Source organism: Pseudomonas sp. TNT2022 ID642, from assembly GCF_028656995.1.
Classification (GTDB): Bacteria; Pseudomonadota; Gammaproteobacteria; order Pseudomonadales; family Pseudomonadaceae; genus Aquipseudomonas.
The window spans coordinates 90,376-109,246 of record NZ_JAMDGW010000019.1; the positions used below are offsets into that span (position 1 = coordinate 90,376).

Here is an 18,871-nt window from a genome sequence, read left to right on the forward strand (position 1 = left end):
CTGGCGGCTGCGGGAATGGAATACCCACAGGCGCGACACGGATGTTCGGCATATTTAAGGAAGAGTCATGCGCTGTCAACCACGACACAAAGGACAGGTTTACATCTGTTTAAATAATATACAGCCCTGCCTGCTTTGCGATGAGCCGGCAGAAGCAGAAATGCCAATCTGCGTGGCCTGCGAAACCGATCTGCCCTGGCTCGGCGACCACTGCCAGACCTGCGCCTTGCCACTCCTCGCCGCGGGCCTGACCTGCGGCGAGTGCCTGCTAGAGCCGCCGGCGTTCGAACAGGTGGTGGTGCCATGGCAGTATGGCTTCCCTGTAGACAGTTTGATTACGCGCTTTAAACACAACGCAAAATGGCCGTTTGGCCACCTGCTCGCCGACGTTCTCGGGCAATACCTGCAACATCGCTTCGATGAGGGTTTGCCAAGGCCGGAGGCGTTGTTGCCGGTGCCGCTGGCGGGTAAACGTCTGCGCCAACGCGGATTCAATCAGGCTGCGATGCTGGCGCGGTGGTTGAGTCAGTCACTGGATCTGCCGTGCGAAGAACAGGTTCTGCGGCGAGTCAAGGAGACGGACGCACAGCAGGATCTCGACGCCAAGGCGCGTAAACGCAATCTGCGTAATGCTTTCAACCTCATGCCGGATACGCAGATAAAAGACCGACATCTCGCACTGGTTGACGACGTATTGACCACTGGCGCGACCGCACAGGCTCTCGCCCGGTTGCTGATAAACGCTGGCGCCGCCCGGGTCGATGTCTATTGTCTGGCGCGCACGCCAAAGCCCGGAGCCTGAATATTGAACAATCCCCTGTGGGAGCGAGCCTGCTCGCGAAGTGGCCAGCACATTCAAAATCAATGTTGGCTGACACTACGCTTTCGCGAGCAGGCTCGCTCCCACAGGGTTCTGCGTCAGGCTTGACTCTCGCGTTGCGAGCGGCCAACTTCCTCCCCCACCGCCACAGCAAAAAAGCACCCCATCCATGTCCATGCCTTCCCTGTTGTCCCAGCACATCGTCCGCCGTCCGCAGCGCATCGCCTTGCTGCAACACATCGCCGAGCAGGGTTCGATCACCCGCGCCGCGAAGAGCGCAGGCCTGAGCTACAAGGCGGCGTGGGACGCCATCGATGAGTTGAACAACCTGGCGCAAAAACCATTGGTCGAGCGTGCCGTCGGTGGCAAGGGTGGCGGCGGTGCGAAACTGTCCAGCGAAGGCGAGCGCGTTTTGCGCCTGTATCAGAAGCTGCAAGCCTTGCAGGCCCAAGTGCTGGAGGCGGCGGAAGATGCCAGCGATCTGGATCTGCTCGGTCGTTTGATGCTCAGAACCAGCGCGCGCAACCAGTTGCACGGCAAAGTCGTGGCGATCGAAGCGCAGGGCCGCAATGACCTGATCCGTCTCGAACTGGCCGAAGGGCTGTGCCTCGACGCGCAGATCACCCACGACAGCACCGTGCATCTGGAGCTGCAAAGCGGTACCGAAGTGGTGGCGCTGATCAAGGCTGGCTGGCTGGAATTGCTCGGCACCGAGCAATCTGCAACGTCTGGTCACAATCTTCTGAAGGGCACTATCGAAGCGATTCTCGACGCCGAGGACGGCCCTAGCGAAGTGCGCATTACCCTGCCCAACGGCCATACCCTCTGCGCCTTGGCTGAGCCGCTCGATTTGCGCACTCGCGGGCTGACCGTCGAGCAACCGGTGCAGGTGCAGTTTTCGCCGTCCAATGTGCTGATCGGCACACCGCTGTAATCAGGCGCTGCAACGAAAGCGTCATCGACGCTCATTAAGGTAGCTGCCAAAACCAAGCAGGGAGCCTGATGTGAGCCTATTAGAAGAAAACCAATCCACTGACCTGGAAAAAATGGTCGGCCTCAGCCGTCGCGGTTTCATCGGCGCCGGCGCACTGTGTGGCGCGGCAATGTTCCTCGGCGGTAGTCTGTTGAGTCGCAGCGCGCTGGCCACCGGCGTCAGCGCCGGCAACAGCCGCCTGCTCGGTTTCGAGAGCATTCCCGCTGCGACCACCGATGTCATCACGCTGCCCAAAGGCTACAAGTCTTCTGTGCTGATCAGTTGGGGCCAGCCATTGCAGAAAAACGGCCCGGCCTTCGACCCTAGCGGTAACGGCACCGCCGCCGCACAGGAAGTGCAATTCGGCGACAACAACGACGGCATGAGCCTGTTCGCCTTCCCCGACGACCGCAATCGCGCGTTGATGGCGATCAACAACGAATACACCAACTACCGCTACCTCTACCCGCACGGCGGCATGCCGCAATCGGCCGAAGACGTGCGCAAGGCACTGGCCTGCGAAGGCGTGTCGGTGATTGAAGTGCAGCGCAAGAACGGTCAGTGGCAGTTCGTTCAGGGTTCGCGCTACAACCGCCGCATTCACGGCAACTCGCCGCTGCGCATCAGCGGCCCGGCAGCCGGTCACGAATTGATGAAAACCGCCGCCGACAAACACGGCAAAAAAGTCCTCGGCACCTTCCAGAACTGCGCCAACGGTAAAACGCCGTGGGGCACTTACCTGACCTGCGAAGAAAACTTCACCGACTGCTTCGGCAGCAGCAACGCCCAGCAGCAGTTCGACCCGGCGCAAAAGCGCTACGGCGTCACGGTCGCCAGCCGCGAAATCAACTGGCACCCGTACGACCCGCGCTTCGACATGGCGAAAAACCCCAACGAACTCAACCGTCACGGCTGGGTGGTCGAGATCGATCCGTTCGATCCGCAATCGACCCCGGTCAAACGCACCGCGCTGGGCCGCTTCAAGCATGAAAACGCCGCCCTGGCCGAGACCGACGACGGTCGCGCCGTGGTGTACATGGGCGACGACGAGCGTGGCGAGTTCATCTACAAGTTTGTCAGCCGCGACCGCATCAACCACCGCAACGCCAAGGCTAACCGCGACATCCTCGACCACGGCACCCTGTACGTGGCCAAGTTCGATGCTGGCGACAGCAACCCCGATCACCCGAAAGGCCAGGGCCAGTGGATCGAGCTGACCCACGGCAAAAACGGCATCGACGCCAGCAGTGGTTTTGCCGATCAGGCCGAAGTGCTGATCCATGCGCGCCTCGCCGCCAGCGTAGTCGGCGCAACGCGCATGGACCGCCCGGAATGGATCGTCGTCAGTCCGAAGGACGGCCAGGTCTATTGCACCCTGACCAACAACGCCAAGCGCGGCGAAGACGGGCAACCAGTGGGCGGACCGAACCCGCGTGAGAAGAACGTTTACGGGCAGATCCTGCGCTGGCGCACCGACCGTGACGATCACGCGTCGAAGACGTTTGCCTGGGACCTGTTTGTGGTCGCTGGCAACCCAGGCGTGCACGCCGGGACGCCGAAAGGTGGCTCGAAAAACATCACCCCGCAGAACATGTTCAACAGCCCGGATGGTTTGGGCTTCGACAAGGCCGGGCGTTTGTGGATTCTCACCGACGGTGATTCGAGCAATGCTGGGGACTTTGCCGGGATGGGCAACAACCAGATGCTTTGCGCCGACCCCAAGACCGGTGAGATTCGCCGCTTCATGGTCGGGCCGATTGGTTGTGAGGTGACGGGGATCAGCTTCTCGCCGGATCAGAAAACCCTGTTTGTCGGGATTCAGCATCCGGGGGAGAACGGCGGGTCGACGTTCCCTGAGCATCTGCCGAATGGCAAGCCGCGCTCCTCGGTGATGGCGATTACCCGTGAGGACGGCGGGGTCGTGGGCGCCTGACAGACCGCCTTCGCGAGCAGGCTCGCTCCCACATTGGGAATGCGATCCCCTGTAGGAGTGAGCCTGCTCGCGATAGCGTCAGCACAGACACCAAACCCCTAAGGGCCTGCCATCTGCGCTACCATGCTGGGCCGGACGCGGCAGCCTGCTGCGCGCAGGAGTCAGCATGGCCCACCCGTTTGAAACCCTCACCCCCGACCTCGTGCTCGATGCCGTTGAAAGCATCGGCTTCCTCAGCGATGCGCGCATTCTGGCGCTCAACAGCTACGAAAACCGCGTTTATCAGGTCGGCATCGAAGACTCCGAACCGCTGATTGCCAAGTTCTACCGTCCGCAGCGCTGGACCAACGAAGCGATTCTCGAAGAACACAAGTTCACCTTCGAGCTGGCCGACGTTGAAATTCCGGTCGTGGCACCGCTGATCCACAACGGCGAAACCCTGCACGAGCATGCCGGCTTCCGCTTCACTCTGTTCCCGCGTCGTGGCGGTCGTGCACCTGAGCCGGGTAATCTCGATCAGCTGTATCGCCTCGGCCAGTTGCTCGGGCGGATTCACGCGGTCGGCGCGACCAAGCCGTTCGAACACCGTGAAGCGCTCGCCGTGCAGAACTTCGGCCACGCCTCGCTGAACACCTTGCTCGAAGGCAACTTCATTCCGAAAAGCCTGCTGCCGGCCTACGAGTCCGTCGCCCGCGACCTGCTCAAGCGCGTGGAAGATGCTTACGCCAACACACCGCACCAGAACATCCGCATGCACGGCGATTGCCACCCCGGCAACATGATGTGCCGCGACGAAATGTTCCACATCGTCGACCTCGACGACTGCCGCATGGGCCCGGCGGTGCAAGACATCTGGATGATGCTCGCCGGCGACCGCCAGGAATGTCTCGGGCAGTTGTCGGAATTGATGGATGGCTACAACGAGTTCCACGATTTCGACCCGCGCGAACTGGCACTGATCGAGCCGCTGCGCGCCTTGCGCCTGATGCACTACAGCGCCTGGCTAGCGCGGCGCTGGGATGACCCGGCGTTCCCGCACAGCTTTCCGTGGTTCGGCACCGAACGTTATTGGGGCGATCAGGTGTTGGCGTTGCGTGAGCAATTGTCCGCGCTCAACGAAGAACCGCTGAAACTCTTCTGATCAAAGATCAAAAGATCGCAGCCTTCGGCAGCTCCTACCCTGGAATACATTCCCCTGTAGGAGCTGCCGAAGGCTGCGATCTTTTTGCGTTCTGACACGACACATCTATACAACCTCCTTACAATCCCTCCTTTGTTAGCTGCCTAAGCAAGGATTCTGCATGCAAGCCGCCAACCCGCGTCGCGGGTACATTCTGGGCCTGAGTGCCTACATCATCTGGGGCCTGTTCCCGATCTACTTCAAAGCTATCGCCGAAGTGCCGGCCGTCGAGATCATCATCCATCGGGTGCTGTGGTCGGCGCTGTTCGGTGCGCTGCTGCTGATGGTGTGGAAACACCCGGGCTGGTTGCGCGAACTGCTCGACAATCCCAAACGCTTGGCGATTCTGGCGCTGAGCGGCACGTTGATCGCGGCTAACTGGCTGACCTACGTGTGGTCGGTGAATAACGGGCGCATGCTCGAAGCGAGCCTCGGTTACTACATCAACCCGTTGGTAAACGTGCTCTTGGGCATGTTGATTCTCGGCGAACGCTTGCGCCGGATGCAGTGGATCGCGGTCGGCCTGGCGGCGGTCGGTGTGGCGCAGCAGGTGTGGCAGGTCGGCAGTCTGCCGTGGGTGTCGCTGGTGCTGGCGCTGACGTTCGGCTTCTACGGTCTGATCCGTAAGCAGGCACCGGTCAAGGCGTTGCCGGGGCTGGTGGTGGAAACCTGGATGCTGGTGCCGATTGCCATCGCCTGGCTGCTGTTCAACCAGACCGCAACCAGCGCGCAACCGGAGTTCTGGACCACGTCCCAAGCCTGGTGGCTGGTGGCGGCCGGTCCGGTGACGTTGGTGCCGCTGGTGTGCTTCAACGCCGCCACGCGCCACTTGCCGTACACCACGATCGGTTTCCTGCAATACCTGGCGCCGACCCTGGTGCTGTTGCAAGCCGTACTGCTGTTCGGCGAGCACTTGTCGTCGAGCACGCTGGTCGCGTTTATCTTCATCTGGGCCGGTCTGGCCGTTTACAGCGTCGATGCGGTGATCAGTTTGCGTCGGCGCAGCTGATCAAAAAACGCACAAACCCTCGCAGGCCGCGATTCTCGTGGCCTGCATCGTTCCTTCCCAAGGTTATCCACAGCGTGATCCCCGCCGTTTGTGTGCAAGTCACTGAATGTTGGCGGTTTTTTGATCAGTTCCGTGAAAGCCCCGGCCGGCTTGACGCTGCGCCCGGTCTCTACAGGTTATCCACAGGCAGGTGCACGTTAAAACTGGATAACCCGCTCAGCGCTTAAACGTCTGTGCGTAACACCAGTTCGACCATCAGATCGTCGGCCAGGGTTTCCAGGCGCGACTGCAAGACGTCGAGCGACAAGGTCAGCGGCACCGCAAGAATCGCTTCGGCGTGAAACAGCGGCTCGCTGCTCATCGGTGCCGGACGCACTTCCGTCACCAGTCGCTCAAGGTTGACGCCCTGCTCGCTCAACAGCCGGGTGATGTCGCGGACAATGCCGGGCCGATCATTGCCCACCAGTTCCATGGCAATCGGTTTCCAGGTGCAGGACTGCTCGATACCACTTTCGGCAATCAACACGCGGATGCCGTGAGCTGACAGCGCTTGTAGGGAATCGACTAATTCGTCGTAAGCCTCCGCCGGCACGCCCACCCGAAGAATCCCCGCGAACTGCCCGGCCATCCTCGACATTCGGCTTTCCAGCCAGTTACCGCCATGCTCGGCGATGCATTGGGCGATGCGCTCGACCTGTCCGGGCTTGTCCGGGGCGAAAACAGTGAGTACGAGATGGTCCATGGCGTCGCCCTCTTGTCATGACTTTTGTTATAGAAGGGGAAGTATAGGCAAGGGTCGAATTTGCGTTGAGGCGACCGACGCTTTCGCGAGCAGGCTCGCTCCCACATAAACCGCTGCCATAGCAGCCAAATAGCATTTATGTGTACAACTTTTTATATTTAGCTGGAACAATCCAATGGTTTTTTGAGAACATCCCGTTCCGCGATGTGACCGCAATGCGACATGAGGTCGCAGAACGACGTAATTAGTCTGATTTTCACAAGCGCAACTCATCATGTAGTATGCCGCAGCGCGCACTACATAACGCTGGATCGATGTCTGCCCAAGGCCTGTTCGCAACCCTGAAAGCCCCGTCAGCAAGGCCCCAAGCCGTTGATTGGTCCCAGCCCAGCCGCCCGCAATGGCATGTACTGGTCGGCAGGTTTGTGGTTTAAATGGCCAGAGGCTTCATTGTCAAATTGAAGAGCTGAAAAGCGAAATAGCTGAGCAGAGTGAGGCAAGCAATGACTGAACACGTTCAAGTCGGTGGCCTGCAGGTCGCCAAAGTCCTGTTCGACTTCGTGAACAACGAAGCCATTCCCGGTACCGGCCTCACCGCCGACAAATTCTGGGAAGGTGCCGACAAGGTCATTCATGACCTGGCGCCGAAGAACAAAGCCCTACTCGCCAAACGCGATGACTTCCAGGCTCGTATCGATGCCTGGCACCAGGAACGCAACGGTCAGGCGCACGACGCCGTGGCCTATAAAGCCTTCCTGCAAGAAATCGGTTATCTGCTGCCAGAAGCGGCTGATTTCCAGGCAACGACACAAAACGTCGATGATGAAATCGCCCGTACCGCCGGCCCGCAACTCGTGGTGCCGGTGATGAACGCCCGCTTCGCTCTCAATGCCTCGAACGCCCGCTGGGGTTCGCTGTATGACGCCCTCTACGGCACCGACGCGATCAGCGAAGACGGTGGCGCGGAAAAAGGCAAAGGCTACAACAAGGTGCGTGGCGACAAAGTCATCGCCTTCGCCCGAGCCTTCCTCGACGAAGCTGCGCCATTGGCTGCTGGCTCCCATGTCGATTCGACCGCCTACAAAATCGCTGACGGCAAACTGCTGGTCACCCTCAAGGGCGGCAGCAACACTGGCCTGCGCGATGACGCGCAACTGATCGGTTTCCAGGGCGACGCCAATGCGCCGATCGCCATCCTGCTGAAACACAACGGTCTGCACTTCGAGATCCAGGTCGACGCCACCACTCCGGTTGGCCAGACCGACGCCGCCGGCGTCAAAGACATCCTGATGGAAGCGGCGCTGACCACCATCATGGACTGCGAAGACTCCGTGGCCGCCGTCGATGCCGACGACAAAGTGGTGATCTACCGCAACTGGCTCGGCCTGATGAAGGGCGACCTGGCGGAATCCGTGTCCAAGGGTGGCCAGACCTTCACCCGCACCATGAACCCGGATCGCACCTACACCGCGCCGAATGGCGGTGAAGTGACGCTGCACGGTCGTTCGCTGTTGTTCGTGCGCAACGTTGGTCACCTGATGACCATCGACGCGATCCTCGACAGTCAAGGTAACGAAGTGCCGGAAGGCATCCTCGACGGTCTGGTCACTTGCCTCGCGGCGATGCACAACCTCAATGGCAACACCTCGCGCCGCAACACCCGCACCGGTTCGGTCTACATCGTTAAACCGAAGATGCACGGCCCGGAAGAAGCAGCGTTCACCAACGAACTCTTCGGCCGCATCGAAGACGTGCTGGGCCTTACGCGCAACACTCTGAAAGTCGGGATCATGGACGAGGAGCGCCGTACCACGGTCAACCTCAAGGCCTGCATCAAGGCAGCCAGCGAGCGCGTGGTGTTCATCAACACCGGTTTCCTCGACCGCACCGGCGACGAAATCCACACCTCCATGGAAGCAGGCCCGGTTGTGCGCAAGGCTGACATGAAGGCTGAGAAGTGGATCGGCGCCTACGAAAACTGGAACGTCGATATCGGTCTGAGCACCGGCCTGCAAGGTCGTGCGCAAATCGGTAAAGGCATGTGGGCAATGCCCGACCTGATGGCCGCGATGCTTGAGCAGAAAATCGCGCACCCTCTGGCCGGCGCCAACACCGCTTGGGTGCCATCGCCGACTGCTGCTGCGCTGCACGCGCTGCACTACCACAAGGTCGACGTGTTCGCCCGCCAGGCCGAATTGGCCAAACGTGCTCGCGCTTCGGTAGACGACATCCTGACCATTCCGCTGGCGGTCAATCCGAACTGGACGCCGGAGCAGATCAAGAACGAACTGGACAACAATGCCCAGGGCATTCTCGGTTACGTGGTGCGTTGGATCGACCAGGGTGTTGGCTGCTCGAAAGTACCGGACATCAATGACGTCGGCCTGATGGAAGACCGTGCCACGCTGCGTATCTCCAGCCAGCACATCGCCAACTGGCTGCGCCACGGTGTGGTCACCGAAGCGCAAGTGATGGAAAGCCTCAAGCGCATGGCGCCGGTGGTGGATCGTCAAAACGCCAACGATCCGCTGTACCGTCCGCTGGCACCGAACTTCGACAGCAACATCGCCTTCCAGGCGGCGGTCGAACTGGTGATCGAGGGCACCAAACAGCCGAATGGTTACACCGAGCCGGTATTGCACCGTCGTCGTCGCGAGTTCAAAAAGGCCAACGGCCTGTAACTTGCGCTGAATGCCGGACATGAAAAAGCCCTGATCGAGAGATCAGGGCTTTTTTGTTAGTGCGGTGTGGGCTGGTATTTGTGGAGGGCTTAAGATCGATCCCCCTCACCCCAGCCCTCTCCCCCAAGGGGTAGAGGGGGAAAGGGAGCCGATCTCTGTGCTTTTCAAAACCGGAGTTCGACTGAGGAATTTCAGGTCGGTGTACCTTGCACATCCACCGCGGTCAGTCCCCTCTCCCTGTGGGCGGTCCGACGTTTCGGGAGGGCTAGGGTGAGGGGCTTTTAAGGATCGATACCCAACTCGTGTTTGACCAGACCGAGCAACTTGCCCGTATCAATCGGCTTGAGCAGAAAATCCACCACGCTCAAATGCATCGCCGCAATCGCGTCTTTCACATCGGCATCGCCGGACACAATAATGATCGGCATCGCCGCCCTTACTGACTCGCGCACCTGGCGGATCAACTCAAGCCCACCGACATGCCCCATGCGCAGATCGGTGATCACCAGCCCGATCGAAGGTTTCTCCTCCAGCATCTTCAGCGCCGTTTCGCCACTGGCTGCGGTCATGCAACGAATGCCATCCAACGCGAGTATCTCCGACAACAGCTCCCGGGCGTCCTTATCGTCATCGACGATCAGTACACGCTGCGGCGGCAAATCGGGTTCGAGCATTACAGCGCTGAGCGCTTCACGCTCGGCGTCGCTCAAAATATCGTGGTCGGACATGGCGTTCTCTACGTTTTCAAATCAATCACCTGGCACAGTCGTCAGACATCGCTAAGCAGAGCTTCAATGTGCACTTCGTCGGATTTTTTTCCAAGAGGCTGGAGGGCGAATTTCCGACTGTTTTTGTAGGGCACTTCCCAAATGTGCCGAACGGCATGGCAAACCTAGACTTACGTCCAATGGGCACCCCGCCCGCAGGGGTCGACCATGGCCAGAACGATCCGACAACAACAATTCGAAAAAGACTGCGGTAATGGTTATGAGTAAAGCGGACGCCTTCACCCAGGCAGGGAAAACCGCGGTATTGCAGAACATTCAGGGCACCCTGCAATTCCTTCAGCGCTTCCCGCCCTTCAATCAGATGGAACACGCCCACCTGGCTTATCTGGTGGAGCAATGTCAGCTGCGTTTCTACGGCCAGGGCGAGAGCATCATCAAACCCGCCGACGGCCCGGTCGAACATTTCTATATCGTCAAACAAGGTCGGGTGGTTGGCGAACGCCAGCACATCACCAAACCCGGCACCGAGACCACGTTTGAAATCACCACCGGCGAATGTTTTCCGTTGGCCGCACTGCTCGGTGAACGCGCGACCCGCACCGAACACCTGGCCGGCGAAGATACGTTCTGCCTGCAACTGAACAAACTGGCGTTCATCAAACTGTTCGCCCTCTCCAGCACCTTCCGCGACTTCGCCTTGCGCGGCGTCAGCAGCCTGCTGGATCAGGTCAACCAGCAAGTGCAGCAGAAAGCCGTGGAAACCCTCGGTACGCAATATTCGCTGAACACCCGACTGGGCGAACTGGCGATGCGGCACCCGGTGACGTGCAGCCCGGACACGCCATTGCGTGAAGCGGTGAAGCTGATGCACGAGCAGCAGGTCGGCAGCATCGTCGCGGTGGATGAGCACAAGGCGCCGCTGGGGATTTTCACCCTGCGCGATTTGCGCCATGTCGTGGCTGAAGGCATCGGCGATTTCAGCGAGGCCATCGAGCGCCACATGACTCGCGCGCCCTTCTATCTGTCGCCGGATCACAGTGCGTTCGATGCAGCGATTGCCATGACCGAACGGCACATCGCGCATGTCTGCCTGGTCAAGGATCAGCGCCTGTGTGGCGTGGTCTCCGAGCGCGATCTGTTCTCGCTGCAACGAGTCGACCTGGTGCATCTGGCCCGGACGATTCGCAGCGCCCAGCGCGTCGAACAATTGGTCAGCCTGCGCGGCGAGATCGGCCAACTGGTCGAACGCATGCTCGCCCACGGTGCTTCTTCGACGCAGATCACCCACATCATCACCCTGCTCAACGACCACACCGTGTGCCGGGTGATCGAACTGACCCTCGCCGAAAAAGGCGATCCCGGCGTGCCGTTCAGTTGGCTGTGTTTCGGCAGCGAAGGCCGGCGCGAGCAGACCCTGCACACCGATCAGGACAACGGCATTCTGTTCGACGCGCGGGACGCAGCACATGCGGCAGAGATTCGCGGCAAGCTGCTGCCGATTGCCCAGCAGATCAACCAGAGTCTGGCGCTGTGCGGCTTCACCCTGTGCAAGGGCAACATCATGGCCGGCAACCCCGAGCTGTGTCTGTCGCGGGCAGAATGGGCACGGCGCTTTGCGGCTTTTATTCGTGAGGCGACGCCGGAGAATCTGCTCGGGTCGAGCATTTATTTCGACCTGCGCGTGGTCTGGGGTGATGAACAAGGCTGTGAACAACTGCGCCGGGGCATTCTCGATCAGGTCGGCGACAACCGTTTGTTCCAGCGCATGATGGCTGAGAACGCCCTGCGCAACCGTCCACCGGTGGGGCGTTTCCGCGAGTTTGTGCTGGCGCGCAAGAACGGCGAGAAAGCCACGCTGGATCTCAAGGTGCAGGGGCTGACGCCGTTCGTGGATGGCGCGCGACTGCTCGCGCTGGCCAACGGCATCGACGCCAACAACACCCTTGAGCGCTTCCGGCAGCTGGTCGAGAAAGAAGTCATCGAGCGACTGGATGGCGCGGCGTATGAAGAGGCCTATCACTTCATTCAGCAGACGCGCATGCAACAGCATCAACTGCAGACGCGGGAGAACCTGCCCTACTCCAACCGTGTCGACCCGGACAGCCTCAATCACCTCGACCGGCGCATCCTGCGTGAATCCCTGCGCCAGGCCCAGCGCCTGCAAAGCAGCCTGACCTTGCGGTATCAGCTATGAGCCTGTTCTCGTGGCTGCGCCCGGCGAGTGCGGTGGTGCCGGCGGATTTGCAGCAGCGTCTGGCTCAGTTGCCGACGATTACACCGCTCAGCGAATGCACGTTGCGCGAACAACGTTGGGTCGTGCTGGATCTGGAAACCACCGGACTCAACCTGAGCAAGGATCGTGTGCTGTCGATTGGCGCGGTAGTGATCGAAGATGGCGCGATCGATTTCAGTCAGCAGTTCGAACGCACGTTGCAATGTCGCGAATTGAAGCTCAGCCCCAGCGTGTTGATTCACGGATTGGGGCCGAATGCGATTGCGGCGGGCAGTGAGCCGGCCGAAGCATTGTTGGAGTTCATGGAGTTTGTCGGTGACAGCCCGGTGCTGGCGTTTCATGCGCCGTTCGATCAGCACATGCTCGGGCGCGCGTTGAAGGAGCATCTGGGGCACAAGTTGCAGCAGGTGTTTCTGGATGTCGCCGACATTGCACCGCTGGTCTGTCCGCAAGCGAATATTCGTGAGGCCGGGCTGGATGAATGGATCGACTGGTTCAAGCTTGAGGTGTTCGAGCGGCATAACGCGAGTGCCGATGCGCTGGCGACGGCGGAACTGGCGCTGATTCTGTTCAGCCGGGCGCGGGGGCAGCAGATTCATAGTCCGTTGAATTTGCAGCAGCGGTTGAGTCAGTGGAAGCGTAGGCAGCAGGCGCCATCGTTCTGAAGTTGAGTCAAGTCCAAGATCCATCGCCCTCACCCCAGCCCTCTCCCAGAGGGAGAGGGAGCCGACCGAGGTGTCTCGGGCTTTTCATCGACCTGAAAGACCGAGTTGATTGTGGATTCACTGAAAATCGTTCAGGTCGGTGTATCTCCTGAATATCCCCCAATCGGTCCCCTCTCCCCCGGGAGAGGGCTAGGGTGAAGGGGTCTGCCTTTACATGCCCACCTGACCAGTGGCCAATTGCTAACCATTCCCACCTCTGCCACAATCGCGAACAATTCGCGTTAGTTAACATTTCCCAATCGGTGATGTCCGGTGTCGTCAGTCCAAAGCCCTAACAGTGAGCTCGTCGGTGCGATGTATCGCGACCATCGTGGTTGGCTGTTGGCATGGCTGCGACGCAATGTGACGTGTCCACAACGCGCCGAGGACCTGAGCCAGGACACCTTCGTCCGTCTGCTCGGTCGCGAAACCCTGCTGACACCGCGCGAGCCGCGGGCCTTTCTGGTGGCGATCGCCAAAGGTCTGCTGTTCGACTACTTCCGTCGCGCGGCCCTGGAACAGGCCTACCTCACCGAGTTGATGCTGATCCCCGAAGGCGAGCAACCGTCGGTGGAAGAACAGCAAATGATCCTCGAAGACCTCAAAGCCATCGACCGCTTGCTTGGCAAACTGTCGACCAAGGCCCGCGCCGCTTTCCTTTATAACCGTCTCGATGGCCTCAGCCATGCCGAGATCGCCGACAAGCTCGGCGTCTCGGTGCCGCGCGTACGCCAGTATCTCGCGCAAGGCATACGCCAGTGCTACATCGCCCTGTACGGTGAGCCGACGTGAGCCCGGCCAGTTCCAGACCGGTGCCGGCGCATGTGCTGGATGCGGCGATTGCCTGGCAACTGACCCTCGACTCGAGCAGTCCGCTGGAGCGCGAAGAGTTCGCCAAATGGCATGCGGCCCATGAAGAACACGCCCGCGCGTGGCGGCAACTGGGCATGCTCGATCAGCGTTTCAGTGTGGCCAAAGGGCCGGCGCGCAGTGCGCTGCTGCAATCACGCGAGGGCATTCGCCGGCGGGTGCGCAGACTGGGCAGTGGACTGGCCAGCGTTGTGGTGCTTGTCGGTCTGGGGCTGTTCGCCAGCGAACGGTTCATGCCGCTGGATTACTGGCTCGCCGATCAACGCACTGCTACGGGCGAACAGCGCACCGTGCGCCTGGCGGACGGCACTGTGCTGAATCTCAATACCCACAGTGCGGTGGATGTGCGGTTCGATGACCAGCGCCGATTGATCGTCCTGCAGGAAGGCGAAATTCTCGTCGAGACCGGTCATGGCGATGCGCGCCCGTTCATCGTTGAAACCCGCGAAGGCAGCATGCGCGCCTTGGGTACGCGGTTTCTGGTCAAGCGTGAAGAAGCAGGCACGCGCCTGAGCGTGTTGCAGTCGGCGGTCGCGGCGCACCCGCTATCCAACCCTGAAGAGCAAATCCTCCATGAAGGCCAGCAAGTGCTGCTACGCAGTGACGGGCTGGGCTCGATTGTCGCGCTCAATCCCGGCGCTGATGCCTGGACCCGCGGCATGCTGGTGGTGGATAACGCGCGACTCGGCGATCTGGTGCATGAGCTGGGGCGTTATCGTCGCGGGCACTTGGGTGTGGCGCCGGAAGTGGCGGATTTGCGGATTACCGGCAGCTTCCCGCTGCATGACACCGACAAAGCCTTGAGCGCATTGCTGCCGACCTTGCCGGTGCAGATCGAGCGGCATACACCGTATTGGGTCACTGTCGCAAAGGCCGATATCAAGCCTGAGTAATGTGGTGTCTGAGCGGCCGCCATCGCTGGCAAGCCAGCTCCCACAGGGATCTGCGGTGAGCAGCAATTTTGTGAACAGCACTGAAACCTGTGGGAGCTGGCTTGCCAGCGATGAGGCCCCTACAGCCTCCACTTTCAGTTAATCGAAATTATTTTCATCCAGCCCTATCACTTTTTGCTTTTCATCCGGCACACAGGCAATTGAGAAATATTTCCATTCAGGAGCCGCCGTATGTCCCGTTCGCTAGACACCTTGTTGCGCCCCAGTCTGCTGGCCGTCGCCATCGCGCTCAGTGCGCCGCTGATCAGCAGTCCGTTGCTTGCCGCTGAACAAGCGTCCAGCGCGCGCGCCTACAACCTGCCGGCGGCGCCGCTGTCGACCACCCTGAACCAGATCGCCAGCCAGGGCGGTATTGCGTTGTCGCTGAATCCGGCGCTGGCGGCGGGCAAGACCTCGGCACCGGTGAACGGCCAGTACGATGCGGCAGACGCTCTGCGCGCGGCGCTGCGCGGCACCGGTCTGCAACTGGAACAAAGCAGCACCGGCACCTACACCCTGGTCGCCGTGCCTGAAGGAACGCTGGCCCTGCCGGAAACTTCCGTCATCGGTGTGGAAAACTTCGAAAGCGCCTGGGGCCCGGTTGAAGGCTACACCGCCACCCGCACCGCCGCCGGCACCAAGACCGACACCGCACTAGTCGAAGCGCCGCGTTCGATCTCGGTAGCGACCCGTCAGCAAATGGACGACCGCAGCGTGCACAGCCTCGACGACGCGGTGCGCTACATGCCGGGCATCACCGCCAGCAGCTACGGCAGCGACACCCGCGCCGACTGGCTGCGTGTGCGCGGCTTCGAACCGACCCAGTTCCTCGACGGCCTGCCGCTGCCGAAAGGCGTGTACGCCAACCCGAAACAGGAAACCTGGAACCTCGACCGCCTCGCCCTGCTGCGCGGCCCAGCCTCCTCGGTTTACGGCCAGACCCCGCCGGGCGGTTTGCTGGACATGGTCAGCCGTCGTCCAAGCGCTGAAGCCAGCAATGAAATCCAGCTGCAATACGGCAGTGACAACCACCGCCAGATCAACTTCGCCAGCACCGGCAAGATCGATGACGCCGGCCAGTTTCTCTACGGTCTCAGCGGTGTGGTGCGCGACAGTGGCACCCAGGTCGATCACGTCGACAACAAGCGCTACAACATCGCACCAAGCCTGACCTGGAACATCGACGACGACACCAAATTCACCCTGCTGAGCCAGTTCACCCGCGACGATACCGGCATCACCAGCCAGTTCCTGCCGGTGCAGGGCACCAAGATCAAGTCGCCGCTCGGTGATATTTCCCACCACAAGAATCTGGGTGATCCGGACTGGGAATATTACGATCGCACCTACTACGCGCTGGGCTATGCCTTCGAACATCGTCTGAACGATGTCTGGCAATTCAAGCAGAACCTGCGCTACACCAAGTCGGATCTGTCGTTCCAGTCGCTGACACCGGGCTCCTACCCGTTCGCGCAAGTCGATGCTCAGGGCAATGTGAACCGCACCAGCACCAGCGTCGACGAAGACATCAGCCAGTTCGCCGTCGACAACAACTTCCAGGCCGACTTCGCCACCGGCGACATCCGCCACACCCTGCTGCTGGGTCTGGACCACCAGCGCAGTAACACCAACTACACCTCGATCTTCGGTGACGGTCTGCCCACCAACGTCATCACGCCGATCTACGGTCAACCGATCGTGCGCCCGGCGCGTTCCACGGCGTTTTACGATTACAACCAGAAGACCTACCAGACCGGCCTGTACATCCAGGACCAGATGGCCCTCGACCAGTGGCGCCTGACCCTCGGCGGCCGTGAAGACTGGGTGCACACCAGCACAAAATTCATCAACAAGGGCGATGCCACCAACACTCAGCGCGACAAGGCCTTCAGCGGCAACGCAGCGCTCAGCTACGTCTTCGACAACGGTTTCGTGCCGTACCTGTCGTACGCCGAATCCTTCCAGCCGACCACAGGCGCCGACGCCACCTCGACCGGTTCGCTCAAACCGACCGAAGGCAAGCAGTGGGAACTGGGCATCAAGTACCAGCCACCGGGCAGCAAAACCCTGCTGACCGCCGCCGTGTATGACCTCACCCAGAAGAACGTTTCGGTCAACACCTTCGTCAACAACGTGTCGATCACCAGTCAGACCGGCGAAGTGAAAGTCAAAGGCCTGGAGCTGGAAGCGGTTTCCGACGTCACCGACAACCTGAAAGTCATCGCTGCCTACACCCTGGCCAAATCGGAAGTGCAGAATGGCGTCGACAAGGGCAATCGCCTGCAACTGATGCCGAACCAGCAAGCGTCGTTGTGGACCGATTACACCTGGCACGCCGGCGTCCTCGACGGCTTCGGCATTGGCGGTGGCGTGCGTTACACCGGCAACACCTACGGCGACAAGGCCAATACCTGGCTGGGCAAGGCGGACGCCTACACCGTGTTCGACGCGAGCGTGCACTACGACCTCGGTCGTCTGGTCAACAGCCTCAATGGCGCGTCGCTGGCCGTCAACGCGACCAACCTGTTCGACAAGGAATACATTTCCACCTGCGACAGCTTCTACTGCTACTACGGCGACACGCGCAGTGTCGTCGCCAGCGCCACTTACAAGTGGTAAGCGATTGAGCTGAAACAGGCCCTGTTACCTGGCCGTCCCTCGTGGACGGCTTTGGTGTTTTTGAAGGTCATGAAATGAAAAGTAAAACAATCCGCCGCTGGTCGTTCATCCACACCTGGACCAGCCTGGTTTGCACTGTGTTTCTGCTGATGCTGGCCTTGACCGGTCTGCCGCTGATTTTCCATCACGAGATCGAACATCTGCTCGGCGATGCCCCCGAAGTGCGCGAGATGCCGGCCGACACCCCGCGGCTGAATCTGGCGCAACTGGTCGAGGCAGCGGAAAAACATCGCCCGGATGACGTCGTGCAGTACTTTGGCTTCGACGACGACGAACCGAACGCCGTGCTGACGATCATGGCGAAAACCGCCGGCACCGAACCGAACTCCTCGCACACCTTCATGCTCGACGCACGTACCGGTGAAGCGCTGGAAACCCCATCGGCCAATGGCGGCTTGATGCTGTTTATCCTGCGTCTGCACGTCGACATGTTCGCCGGGCTGCCGGGCAAATTACTACTGGCGTTCATGGGGCTGCTGTTTGTCGTGGCCATCGTATCCGGGACGGTGCTGTACCTGCCGTTCATGCGCCGTTTGAAGTTCGGCACGGTGCGTCAGGACAAGTCGACACGGCTGCGCTGGCTCGACCTGCATAACCTGATCGGTGTTGTCACCCTGACCTGGGCGCTGGTGGTCGGCGTGACCGGTGTGATCAGCGCCTGCGCCGACCTGCTGATCGCTGCCTGGCGCAATGACGCACTGACTGCGCTGATCGAACCGTACCGCGATGCGCCACCGCTGACGCACCTGGCGCCGGCCACGCGTTTGCTCGATATCGCTGCTGAAGTTGCGCCGGAGATGAAACCGGACTTCATTGCCTTTCCCGGCACACGCTTTTCCAGCGAACACCATTACTCGGTGTTCATGAAGGGCGGCACGCACCTGACTTCGCATCTGTTGACGCCGGTACTGATCGACGCCACCACGCTGCAGGTCACTGCGGTGGCCGAACGACCGTGGTACATGGACGCCATGGGCATGTCGCAGCCGTTGCACTTTGGTGACTATGGCGGCATGCCGATGAAAATCCTCTGGGCCACTCTCGATGTGTTGACGATCATCGTGCTCGGCAGTGGCGTGTATCTGTGGGTGGTGCGGCGCAAAGCGGCCAAACCCCTGCTGGAAACGGCGGAGGCGTCTGCATGAAGCCGCGTCAGTCGAATTTCTGGAAAGTGTTCAGCACGCCGATCGTGATTGCGCTGCTCAGTGCGGCGGGGTTGTTTGCGGCGTTGCTGGGGGATGGGATTTGGGATGCGCTGAGCTGGGTCGGACTGGGTGTTCCGGCCTTTCTAGCGATCAGGGGATTGTTGCTGCGCAGGTAGTTTTTGTGCTGTCGGTGATGGCCTCATCGTTGGCAAGCCAGCTCCCACAAGGATCTCTGCTGGGCC

At 60.5% G+C, this 18,871-nt stretch carries 15 protein-coding genes; 13 read left to right on the forward strand and 2 right to left on the reverse strand.

The genetic code is table 11. The features are described 5' to 3' along the window. Nucleotides 1-67: 67 nt before the first annotated feature. The 5 genes from M5G26_RS18630 to rarD all read left to right on the forward strand — a co-directional run bounded on the left by M5G26_RS18630 (nucleotide 68) and on the right by rarD (nucleotide 5,915). Nucleotides 68-802 carry a ComF family protein gene (locus M5G26_RS18630; RefSeq protein ID WP_273916187.1) on the forward strand — a complete coding sequence of 245 codons (735 nt, stop codon included), beginning with the start codon at nucleotides 68-70 and terminating at the stop codon, nucleotides 800-802. 187 nt (nucleotides 803-989) lie between these two features. Further along, the gene (locus tag M5G26_RS18635) at nucleotides 990-1,754 is read left to right on the forward strand and encodes a TOBE domain-containing protein (RefSeq protein WP_007910027.1); all 765 of its coding nucleotides are present in this window, start codon (nucleotides 990-992) and stop codon (nucleotides 1,752-1,754) included. 70 nt (nucleotides 1,755-1,824) lie between these two features. Then, nucleotides 1,825-3,726 carry a PhoX family protein gene (locus M5G26_RS18640; RefSeq protein ID WP_273916188.1) on the forward strand — a complete coding sequence of 634 codons (1,902 nt, stop codon included), beginning with the start codon at nucleotides 1,825-1,827 and terminating at the stop codon, nucleotides 3,724-3,726. 166 nt (nucleotides 3,727-3,892) lie between these two features. Beyond that, nucleotides 3,893-4,867: a serine/threonine protein kinase gene (locus M5G26_RS18645; protein WP_016983182.1), complete on the forward strand. Its 975-nt coding sequence runs from the start codon at nucleotides 3,893-3,895 to the stop codon at nucleotides 4,865-4,867. A 160-nt stretch (nucleotides 4,868-5,027) separates the two neighbouring features. Beyond that, nucleotides 5,028-5,915 (forward strand): EamA family transporter RarD, encoded by an 888-nt coding sequence (rarD, locus tag M5G26_RS18650; protein ID WP_007910020.1) that lies wholly within the window; start codon nucleotides 5,028-5,030, stop codon nucleotides 5,913-5,915. Nucleotides 5,916-6,138: 223 nt separating this feature from the next. Here the strand turns inward: rarD and M5G26_RS18655 are convergent, their stop codons facing one another. Further along, entirely contained in the window at nucleotides 6,139-6,657 is a 519-nt protein-coding gene (locus M5G26_RS18655) for a glycine cleavage system protein R (RefSeq protein WP_095122549.1), read from the reverse strand. Between the two features lie 503 nt (nucleotides 6,658-7,160). On the opposite strand from M5G26_RS18655, the gene M5G26_RS18660 reads away from it, so the two are divergent. Next, a complete protein-coding gene (locus M5G26_RS18660; RefSeq protein WP_273916189.1) occupies nucleotides 7,161-9,338 on the forward strand; it encodes a malate synthase G in 2,178 nt (725 codons plus the stop codon). A 281-nt stretch (nucleotides 9,339-9,619) separates the two neighbouring features. On the opposite strand, the gene M5G26_RS18665 is transcribed toward M5G26_RS18660, so the two are convergent. Continuing rightward, the gene (locus M5G26_RS18665; RefSeq protein WP_016983746.1) at nucleotides 9,620-10,066 is read right to left on the reverse strand and encodes a response regulator; all 447 of its coding nucleotides are present in this window, start codon (nucleotides 10,064-10,066) and stop codon (nucleotides 9,620-9,622) included. Between the two features lie 253 nt (nucleotides 10,067-10,319). Here M5G26_RS18665 and M5G26_RS18670 point away from each other — a divergent pair, with 253 nt between their 5' ends. The 7 genes from M5G26_RS18670 to M5G26_RS18700 all read left to right on the forward strand — a co-directional run bounded on the left by M5G26_RS18670 (nucleotide 10,320) and on the right by M5G26_RS18700 (nucleotide 18,805). Beyond that, on the forward strand, nucleotides 10,320-12,260 hold the full coding sequence (locus M5G26_RS18670) for a putative nucleotidyltransferase substrate binding domain-containing protein (protein ID WP_038363240.1): 1,941 nt from the start codon (nucleotides 10,320-10,322) through the stop codon (nucleotides 12,258-12,260). Next, nucleotides 12,257-12,964 carry a 3'-5' exonuclease gene (locus M5G26_RS18675; protein ID WP_273916190.1) on the forward strand — a complete coding sequence of 236 codons (708 nt, stop codon included), beginning with the start codon at nucleotides 12,257-12,259 and terminating at the stop codon, nucleotides 12,962-12,964. The genes M5G26_RS18670 and M5G26_RS18675 overlap by 4 nt, the downstream gene beginning before the upstream one ends. A gap of 354 nt (nucleotides 12,965-13,318) precedes the next feature. Further along, the gene (locus M5G26_RS18680; RefSeq protein WP_235372422.1) at nucleotides 13,319-13,795 is read left to right on the forward strand and encodes an RNA polymerase sigma factor; all 477 of its coding nucleotides are present in this window, start codon (nucleotides 13,319-13,321) and stop codon (nucleotides 13,793-13,795) included. After that, a complete protein-coding gene (locus tag M5G26_RS18685; RefSeq protein ID WP_273916191.1) occupies nucleotides 13,792-14,766 on the forward strand; it encodes a FecR domain-containing protein in 975 nt (324 codons plus the stop codon). Before M5G26_RS18680 ends, M5G26_RS18685 begins: the two co-directional genes overlap by 4 nt. Nucleotides 14,767-14,997: 231 nt before the next feature. Continuing rightward, a complete protein-coding gene (locus M5G26_RS18690) occupies nucleotides 14,998-17,424 on the forward strand; it encodes a TonB-dependent siderophore receptor (protein WP_273916192.1) in 2,427 nt (808 codons plus the stop codon). Between the two features lie 74 nt (nucleotides 17,425-17,498). After that, a complete protein-coding gene (locus M5G26_RS18695) occupies nucleotides 17,499-18,629 on the forward strand; it encodes a PepSY-associated TM helix domain-containing protein (protein WP_150693795.1) in 1,131 nt (376 codons plus the stop codon). Next, complete coding sequence (locus M5G26_RS18700; RefSeq protein ID WP_038363227.1) at nucleotides 18,626-18,805, forward strand: hypothetical protein; 180 nt, start codon at nucleotides 18,626-18,628, stop codon at nucleotides 18,803-18,805. The genes M5G26_RS18695 and M5G26_RS18700 overlap by 4 nt, the downstream gene beginning before the upstream one ends. Nucleotides 18,806-18,871: the final 66 nt, after the last annotated feature.

Excerpts from the sequence above, each read along its gene's own strand:
- M5G26_RS18695 (WP_150693795.1), top strand. The coding sequence starts at position 17,499 with ATGAAAAGTAAAACAATCCGCCGCTGGTCGTTCATCCACACCTGGACC.
- M5G26_RS18655 (WP_095122549.1), bottom strand. The coding sequence starts at position 6,657 with ATGGACCATCTCGTACTCACTGTTTTCGCCCCGGACAAGCCCGGACAG.
- M5G26_RS18660 (WP_273916189.1), top strand. The coding sequence starts at position 7,161 with ATGACTGAACACGTTCAAGTCGGTGGCCTGCAGGTCGCCAAAGTCCTG.
- M5G26_RS18630 (WP_273916187.1), top strand. The coding sequence starts at position 68 with ATGCGCTGTCAACCACGACACAAAGGACAGGTTTACATCTGTTTAAAT.
- rarD (WP_007910020.1), top strand. The coding sequence starts at position 5,028 with ATGCAAGCCGCCAACCCGCGTCGCGGGTACATTCTGGGCCTGAGTGCC.
- M5G26_RS18680 (WP_235372422.1), top strand. The coding sequence starts at position 13,319 with ATGTATCGCGACCATCGTGGTTGGCTGTTGGCATGGCTGCGACGCAAT.
- M5G26_RS18690 (WP_273916192.1), top strand. The coding sequence starts at position 14,998 with ATGTCCCGTTCGCTAGACACCTTGTTGCGCCCCAGTCTGCTGGCCGTC.
- M5G26_RS18665 (WP_016983746.1), bottom strand. The coding sequence starts at position 10,066 with ATGTCCGACCACGATATTTTGAGCGACGCCGAGCGTGAAGCGCTCAGC.
- M5G26_RS18700 (WP_038363227.1), top strand. The coding sequence starts at position 18,626 with ATGAAGCCGCGTCAGTCGAATTTCTGGAAAGTGTTCAGCACGCCGATC.
- M5G26_RS18675 (WP_273916190.1), top strand. The coding sequence starts at position 12,257 with ATGAGCCTGTTCTCGTGGCTGCGCCCGGCGAGTGCGGTGGTGCCGGCG.
- M5G26_RS18645 (WP_016983182.1), top strand. The coding sequence starts at position 3,893 with ATGGCCCACCCGTTTGAAACCCTCACCCCCGACCTCGTGCTCGATGCC.
- M5G26_RS18635 (WP_007910027.1), top strand. The coding sequence starts at position 990 with ATGTCCATGCCTTCCCTGTTGTCCCAGCACATCGTCCGCCGTCCGCAG.
- M5G26_RS18670 (WP_038363240.1), top strand. The coding sequence starts at position 10,320 with ATGGTTATGAGTAAAGCGGACGCCTTCACCCAGGCAGGGAAAACCGCG.